Source organism: Brevundimonas sp. UBA5713 (assembly GCF_002419815.1).
Taxonomy (GTDB): Bacteria; Pseudomonadota; Alphaproteobacteria; order Caulobacterales; family Caulobacteraceae; genus Brevundimonas.
Genome location: NZ_DIGV01000023.1, coordinates 39,823 through 47,974 on the forward strand (window position 1 = coordinate 39,823; position 8,152 = coordinate 47,974).

The 8,152-nt window shown below is 57.6% G+C and carries 6 protein-coding genes; 3 read left to right on the plus strand and 3 right to left on the minus strand.

What is annotated here, in order from left to right; translation table 11 throughout:
• Window positions 1-129 precede the first annotated feature (129 nt).
• From B3B04_RS05870 to B3B04_RS05880, 3 genes are all read right to left on the minus strand, one after another.
• A complete protein-coding gene (locus tag B3B04_RS05870; protein ID WP_292040917.1) occupies window positions 130-1,302 on the minus strand; it encodes a capsular biosynthesis protein in 1,173 nt (390 codons plus the stop codon).
• 293 nt (window positions 1,303-1,595) lie between these two features.
• Window positions 1,596-2,687 carry an outer membrane beta-barrel protein gene (locus B3B04_RS05875; RefSeq protein WP_292040919.1) on the minus strand — a complete coding sequence of 364 codons (1,092 nt, stop codon included), beginning with the start codon at window positions 2,685-2,687 and terminating at the stop codon, window positions 1,596-1,598.
• Window positions 2,688-2,896: 209 nt separating this feature from the next.
• Window positions 2,897-5,167, minus strand: coding sequence for an AGE family epimerase/isomerase (locus B3B04_RS05880; RefSeq protein WP_292040923.1), 2,271 nt, complete (start codon window positions 5,165-5,167; stop codon window positions 2,897-2,899).
• A gap of 182 nt (window positions 5,168-5,349) precedes the next feature.
• On the opposite strand from B3B04_RS05880, the gene argB reads away from it, so the two are divergent.
• From argB to dapD, 3 genes are read left to right on the plus strand one after another with little or no spacing between them, the layout of a single operon-like run.
• Window positions 5,350-6,279 (plus strand): acetylglutamate kinase, encoded by a 930-nt coding sequence (gene argB, locus B3B04_RS05885; protein ID WP_292040926.1) that lies wholly within the window; start codon window positions 5,350-5,352, stop codon window positions 6,277-6,279.
• Complete coding sequence (locus B3B04_RS05890) at window positions 6,276-7,004, plus strand: pyrimidine 5'-nucleotidase (protein WP_292040929.1); 729 nt, start codon at window positions 6,276-6,278, stop codon at window positions 7,002-7,004. Before argB ends, B3B04_RS05890 begins: the two co-directional genes overlap by 4 nt.
• Window positions 7,001-7,858 carry a 2,3,4,5-tetrahydropyridine-2,6-dicarboxylate N-succinyltransferase gene (gene dapD / locus B3B04_RS05895; RefSeq protein WP_292040933.1) on the plus strand — a complete coding sequence of 286 codons (858 nt, stop codon included), beginning with the start codon at window positions 7,001-7,003 and terminating at the stop codon, window positions 7,856-7,858. The genes B3B04_RS05890 and dapD overlap by 4 nt, the downstream gene beginning before the upstream one ends.
• Window positions 7,859-8,152 lie beyond the last annotated feature (294 nt).

Sequence of the window (8,152 nt, forward strand, 5' to 3'; positions counted from 1 at the left end):
ATTGGATGAGCGGGGATTTAGGCCTTCAGACAGAAGGTTGGGCGACAGTAATGTGACAGAACGATGACGCCGGCCAATGGTGTCCGCTGCGCCACACGTCTGTGGATCACAGGGAGAAATCGTGCAGATTCAGTCGTGTGCGCGGCACAAGAACGTCGCAAGAGCGCGCGCAGTTCGTTTAATCGCGCGAGGCTCGTGAAAGTTCCCGTTAATTTGTGCTTTTGTTATGACATGGGCACGGAAGCGCTTGAACAGCTCGGGATCGGCCGATTGTGGCTTTTTCCAGAACTGGCTCAAAGGCTTCTGGTCAGTCAGCCCCTCAAAATCGAAGAACGCCTGGCCCAAAACCTTTACCGGAGTGCCAAAGCCCAGCGCCGACAAGGCTGCACTTGAGTTATTCACGACCATCCCGTGCGACGCACGACACATTTCGGCGAGATTACCCCCATCCCAGAATTCTACGCGGCCATTCAGCCCTTTCTCGGCTGACAGGTTGCGGACCACGTTGTCAAAGTCGATCAGGCCAGGATCAAGCGGGTGGTTCTTGACCACCAACCGAGCCCCTTTACTCGCGTGTTTGGCAAAACTGTCGAGGACCTCGGCCAAGAAGGCGGTATTGTCCGCAAATCGCGAATAGCGAACGAGCTGGTTGTCGCCCTCGCGCTGCAGACACACGATATAAAAGGGTCCCTTCGCTTTGAGGCGCTCGACGCTGAAATCGCAGCTCTTGCGATAGGCCGATCGGAAATAGCGCTGAATATGACCCAGGAACTGGAGCCATACCGGGATCGTATAGGGGTTGCGGAAGCGGGGATAGAAAACCGAGCCCACGCCTTGCGCAAGATGGTACAAGCTGATGTTCAGCACATGATACGGTAAAATGCGTCCTACCGTATAGCTGACCGGCAATTCCGGCACAGGTTCACCATAGCCATCGGCTGATCTTGGAAGCTGGCTGGACGCATTGACGCCGTTGCGTTCAATTGTAACCCAGTCTGGACGGAAGTATCCGTTCTCGAGCACCCAAATGCGGGCGTTTACGCTGGCCGCTTGCTCGGTCACAACACGGTTATAGGCACCACTTTCACCAAAGATCACGACATCCGAATATCCGGCGGCGCGTTTCGAAAACTCAAGACGCCATTCATTTATGCCGCCCTTAAAGCGGAGCCCCCCTTTTCGACGCCACGTCCAGGCATCGCCGGCATTGAAAAAAACGCGGTCAACCTTCTCAGCGCCTTGCTCTACGAGCGCATCACGAAACTGGCGACCAAATGGGCCGAACGGTAATGTGACAAGCAAGAACCTACGCCCAGCCAACGACTGCCCTTCTCCCGGGCCGTTAAATATCGTTGCGTCATATGGGGCCAACAATGCTCAGGCCGCTCCCTGCGTTCAAGTAATTCGAGACCGAAGACGGTAGAGTTCCTGACTTACGGCTCTGTTATGACGCTTTGCTTGAATCGCAAATACCAAAAATTTGCGAACAGGAAAAACAAAGGGCCACAAATCCCCGCATGGCGACTTGTGGCCCTCTATTATGAACAACTTCTGTCGGTATCCGGCCTGGAAATGATTCAGGCCGAACAAGCCGATTAGAAGTTGATGTCGATGGTCGCGCGACGGTTCAGCGGCTCGCGGACACCGTCACCGGTAGCCTTGGCCGGCGAGGTTTCACCCTTACCGTCCAGCGAGATCACGCCACCGTTGACGCCTTGAGCCACCAGGGCATCAGCGACGGTGCGAGCACGACGGTTCGACAGGCCCAGGTTGTAGGCTGCGTTACCCGACGTATCGGTGTGACCAACGACCAGAACGCGGGTCGGAGCGCCGGTCTTGGCGTAGGCAGCAGCCTGTTGAACAACCGACGAAGCCTCGGCGGTCAGGTTCGAACGGTCAAAGTCGAAGTAGACCACGAACTGACGGGCTGCCGGAGCCGGCGGAGGCGGCGGCGGCGGCGGAGGCGGAGCCTCTTCAGCGCCGAAGGCGTAACGCAGACCCAGGGTCACGGTGTGGGACTGGTCATAGTCACCCGAGAAGGTGCCGAAGGCAGCCTGCTCGGTTTCAAATTCCATGTCACCGGTCAGGTAACGATAGGTCAGGTCCAGGTTGGCGCGGTCCGAGATGGCCCAGGCCAGACCGGCAATCGCTTGAGCAGCGAACTCGGTCGACGAGTCGTCGGCGATGAAGTTGCCACCCGGCAGCTGACGCAGACGGCCGTTGGTGTCCGTGTTCACGCGGTTCACACCGACGCCCAGACCGACGAACGGACGCAGGGTCCACTCCGGGGTGCCGAAGTCGTACAGCACGTTGGCCATCAGGGTGGTGGAGGTGATGTCACCTTCCGGCGAGTGGCAGGCCGGAGCCGTGCCGCTGTTGCACAGGCCTTGCGGGCCCGACACAGCGCGAACGGTGCCGATGTCGCCCGAGCGGTAGCCGCCCTCGAGTTCCATGCGCCAGTTCGGGTTGAAACGGTAGCCGAGGCGAGCAAAAGCAGCCCAGCCGTCGTTCACTTCCCAGTTCCAGTTGTGACCCGATGCCGAGGCTTCGGCATTGATGTCGTCGATGATGTGGTAGCCGGCGTCGATAGCGCCGTACCAGCCGTCCGGCTCAGCCGAAGCGGCACCAGCAGACATGGCCAGAGCGGCCGCCGCGCTGGAAGCCAGAATCAAACTCTTGACGCGCATGAAAGCGGCCCTCCAAGAATCGTTGATGAAGACGGTACTGTCGTACCGCTAAGGTGCAGATAACAGCCTCTCCAGCTAAGGTCGAGGCGCTAATTCAACGGTTTCTGCAACTGCACCGGCGAACGTGATATCGACGCTACAGAAACTGAACAACACCTTAATAAAACGGGCGCTTCAAAGCTATGAAGCCTAGTGTTCTTTACGCATAATTACATATAACTCGGTTCCATGGCGCGCCCGAGCGAAGCCTCGCGGCCCATCCGACGCAGAGTTTGCACCAACTGCGCACAGGCTCCTACAATATGGTAAAGCGAGCTGGCTGGAGAGGCCTCTTCTCTGAACGTGCCGTCTTCCAAGAGCAGATCACGCCATAGCCCATCGTCCGTTAGATATTTTTGAAGTGCCGACACGCCCATTGCCGCCTCGCGAAGATAGGCTCGCTTCGCCACATCATCGGCGTGTTCACTGAGAATAAGCGCGGCGCGGATCCACTCTGTTTGGGGCCACAGCCTGGCAGATCCATCCAAAACCAAGCCGTCCGGATCGATAGCGTTGACCATCACGCCGTTCTGCTGCGAGTAGCCGCGCATGCCGACGCAATAAAGTTTTTTCGCTGCTTCTATTAACTGCGGAACATTGCGTTGCCGCGCATAGCACGTGAGCAACCATGCCCACTCGAACTGATGGCCAGGTTCAACTTGCCGCCCTATGTCACCCTGGGCTGGAGACCAATCAGCCTCGAAATATTCGCGCAGACAGCCCTTTTGTTTGTCTATGAACTTTGTACAGGCTAATTCCACGATCTGGTCTGCAAGTTCCATCCACTTAGAGTCACCTTGCTGCCCCCACGCTAAACAGGCCTCTAGAAGATGCATGTGAGCGTTAGACTGATAGGCATGCCCGTCAGTTTCAGCTAAGCCACCAATCGGCAATATTTTCTGTATCAGTTGATCCCTGATATTTTCAGCCAGTTTTTGGTATCGAGAATCACCATTAATGCTATTCAGAGATGCCAACGCAAACATACTAAAAGCTTGATCGTATACTGATGCTGGCGTGCTCAATATACCAAGCGCAGGTGATAACAATCCGTGAACTTGGTTACCCTCGCCAATATAGTAGCGCTCGAAAGCTTTTCCGCCACGTGTCACAATTTCTTGCCATGGACCGGCCCAACCCAATCGACCCGATTTGATGAAAGAAAAAAGTTGGCGAGCCTGCACCCTTTGCCGGTGATTAGCCTCAACCTGATTGCCGTCCAGAGACATAGCTTCAGCAAAAATACCGTCGTCGCGTATGGCCAGCGTAGACCAGACCGGAAGAGCTCTTAGCTTCAACCAACTTAGAAGCTGTTGACCGTTAAACGTAAAATCGAGCGTTTGTCGTTTTTCAAAATCAAGATGCTTAGGCGAAACGGTCTTTAATCGCTCTACTACAGCCTTTACATCTTGAGACCGGTTGAGGTCACAAACGAGCACAGCATCGCGCTCGACAACAACGGCCAGATTGCGAGCCCCCAAAACGGTGACAACGACATCTTCAGGCGAGCGAGCAATAGTTCCTTCCGAATCGATCAACAGGTGACGGTCCTGATCATTTGCCATCGTGGCAGCGACGGCGTCCCATGCACCTAAATCTGACCATTCAAAGTCAACGTGTAGAACAGAAGCCCTGCGGGTTTTCTCCATTACCGCGTAATCGATTGAAAGCTTAGGCGCGGCGGCAAACGATGGCGCGAGATAAAGTGGCGAATCCAACGCGTCTACAACCGGTTCCTTCCCTAGAGCCTTCTTGACGGCATCGATAACCGTCGGCGCAAACTTGCTTACTTCTTCCAAAAAGACATCAGATCGGGCAATAAAAATGCCTGTATTCCATAACAAACCTTGGTCAATAAATTGCTGTGCAGTCGCTTCATCAGGCTTTTCTACAAAGCTTTCGACCTCAGATAGCCCCTCGCCTGCCGGCTTAATGTAGCCGTAGGCAGAGGAAGGCGACGTTGGCTGGACACCTAAAGTCACAATACGTCCAACCCGCGCCGCTTCTGCAGCCTGAAGAGTTGCTACATAAAAGGCGTCATTGTCCGGGAGGTAATGGTCCGATGAGATGAACGCATTCACCCCCACCGGGTCCACTCGCGACGTCCACAGCGCTGCCGCCGTCATCGCCGGAGCGGAATCCCTGCCTTCCGGCTCAAGTATCACCTGAGCTTTGAGACCGATCTCCGCCAACTGCTCGACAATAAACGGCTCATGGTGCAATCCACAGACCACTATGAGATTGCCACCAGCATCAAGCAGGCGAGCGGCCCGCAAAGCCGTATTTTGAAACAATGAATACTGTCCGTGTAAGGCAATAAACTGCTTAGGTCTATTTGGACGCGACGATGGCCAAAGACGCGTCCCAGCGCCCCCACACATAATGACTGGATATATCGACACAGTATTCTCTATTCCACCTAAAATGGGAGACCTTGGCATTACACAAGCGCATGCAGTAACGCCAGTTCGCTAGATCGAAAACAGCATATTCTATTACCATCATCAAGTGGCTCGCATATTTTACCACTGGAATGGCACAGAACGCGCGCCATCATGTTTCCAGCGCCTTAAAGCTATGAAATTTCGTGACAGTGAAAGCTGAAAAGCGTATCGCGCGCATCATGAGCGAAGTTGATCAGCAATCCGAAGAGCGCAGCTGGGAAACGGCGAAAACACTCGCCGAGGCCCTGCCCTTTATCCAGGTCTATGACCGGGAGACTGTGGTCATCAAATATGGTGGCCACGCCATGGGCGAAAGCACCGTGGCCAAACAGTTTGCCGCGGATGTCGTGCTGCTGAAGCTGATGGGCGTGAACCCCGTGGTTGTCCACGGCGGCGGTCCGCAAATCAGCGCCATGCTGGACAAGGCCGGTGTGAAGACCAGCTTCGTCGATGGCCTGCGCGTCACTGACAAAGACACCATGGCCGTTGCGGAAATGGTGCTGTCAGGTGCGGTCAACAAAGAGATCGCCCACTGGATCACGGTCGCGGGTAAAGAAGCCGACGTGCGTGGCGTAGGCCTGTCGGGCAAGGACGCTGGCCTGCTGACGGTCGAGAAGACCCGTCGCACCAAGCGCGACCCGGACAGCATGATCGAGCACGAGGTCGATCTGGGCTTTGTCGGCGAGCCGACCAAGGTAGACCCCAAACTGATCAAGGGCCTGATCGCCTCGGAAACCGAAGACTGGGTTCCGGTCATTGCCCCGATCGGCGTGGCCGAGGACGGCATGACCTATAACGTCAACGCCGACACAGTGGCCGGTGCGATTGCCGGTTCGCTCAGCGCCAAGCGCATGCTGCTGCTGACGGACGTGCCCGGCGTGAAGGGGGCTGACGGCCAGATCATCCGCCAGATGACTCTGATCGAGGCCCAGAAGCTGATCGACGATGGCGTCGCCACCGGCGGCATGATCCCCAAGCTGGAGACCGCAATGGCGGCTGTCCGCGCGGGTGTTGAGGCGGTCGTTATTCTGGACGGTCGCCGTCCGCATGCCATGCTGGTCGAGCTGTTCACCGAGAACGGTTCGGGCACTCTGGTGACGGCGAAGTGAGCTGGGAGCAGGCAGGGGAAGATATTGTCACGGCCGATCTGGGGGATCTGCCGACCGACCACGAAGCCGATCTGACGGGCGTGACCAACTGGGTGTTTGATCTGGATAACACCCTTTATCCCGTCGAAAGCCAGTTCATGCGCCTGATCGAAAAGCGCATCAACGACTATGTGGTCCGCACCTCGGGTCTGCCAGCCGATGAAGCGCTGGTCATGCAGAAAAGCTTTCTGCATGACTATGGCACCTCGCTGGCGGGGCTGATGACGCGCTACCAGATCGACCCCTACCACTTCCTGGCCGAGGTGCACGATGTGCCTTTGGACGTGCTGGCACCCGATCAGGCCCTGCGTCTGGGTCTGGAGCGCCTGAACGGCCGCCGCGTCATCTTCACCAACGGCTCCAGCGTTCATGCCCATCGTGTGATGGACAAACTGGGTCTGACGGATCTGTTTGACGGCGTCTTCGCACTGGAAGACGCCGATCTGATCCCCAAGCCAGACCCGCGCACCTTTGAAAAGATGCTGACCAAGTTCGGCATCGATCCGACCACCGCCTGCTTCTTTGAAGACACACCGCAGAATCTGGCTCCGGCCAAGGCCATCGGGATGAAGACGGTTCTGGTCGGTCCCAAGGCCTTTAGTGCCGAAGGCGATTACATTGATTATAGGGCCGCATCCTTGGCCCCCTTTTTGGCGACCGCCATTCTTGACGGAGATCCGCAATGACCAAACTTGCCCAACTCGAAAGCGTGATCGAAGCCGCTTGGGAAAACCGCGCCGACATCGGCCGTGCCACCCAGGGCGAAGTGCGCGAAGCCGTTGAAACCGCCCTCGCCCTGCTGGATTCGGGCGAGGCCCGCGTGGCCACCCGTGGCGAAGACGGCGTCTGGACGACCCATCAGTGGCTTAAGAAGGCCGTGCTGCTGGGCTTCCGCCTGAACGACAATGTCATCATGCGCGCCGGCGAGCGCGGCATGAACAGCCCGGCACCGGGTGTCGGTCCCTTCTTCGACAAGGTGCCGAACAAGTTCGGCGACTGGACCACCACCGACTATCAAAATGCCGGCTTCCGTTCGGTACCGGGTGCGATCGTCCGCCACGGCGCGCACATCGCCAAATCGGTGGTGTTGATGCCGTCGTTCGTGAACATCGGTGCCTATGTCGGTGAAGGCACCATGGTCGACACCTGGGCCACCGTCGGCTCTTGCGCCCAGATCGGCAAGAACGTCCACCTCTCGGGCGGTGCCGGCATCGGCGGCGTGCTTGAGCCGCTGCAAGCCAATCCGACCATCATCGAGGATGGCTGCTTCATCGGTGCCCGCGCCGAAGTCGCCGAAGGCGTGATCGTGCGTGAAGGTGCCGTTCTGGCCATGGGTGTCTACCTGTCGGCCTCGACCAAGATCGTCGACCGCGCCACCGGCGAAATCTATCGCGGCGAAGTTCCGGCCTATTCGGTCGTGGTTCCGGGCACTCTGCCGGATCCGAACGGTGGCCCGTCGCTTTACTGCGCCGTCATCGTCAAGCGCGTGGATGCCCAAACTCGCGCCAAGACCGGCGTGAACGAACTGCTGCGCGACTAAGCCCGCCAGTCTTTCCCAGAAAAGCCCGGCCCCCGCGCCGGGCTTTTTTGTGCCGTTCCGTTCACGAAAATGCGCACGGCCGAACGTGTTTACTTAACCCCATCGACGGCACAGTGTTTGCTACCAAAGCGTCCAACGGCCCGCCCCATGACCCAGTACAAGCCCACCGGAGCCCCACTGCGCCGACTCATTAAGCCGGCCTGGAGCCTATCTCTGCTGTCTTTGACACTGGCCGCGTGTGGCGGCGGCGGTGGCGGGGGCGGCGGCGGTATCACCACGCCGCCTGCCCCCCCG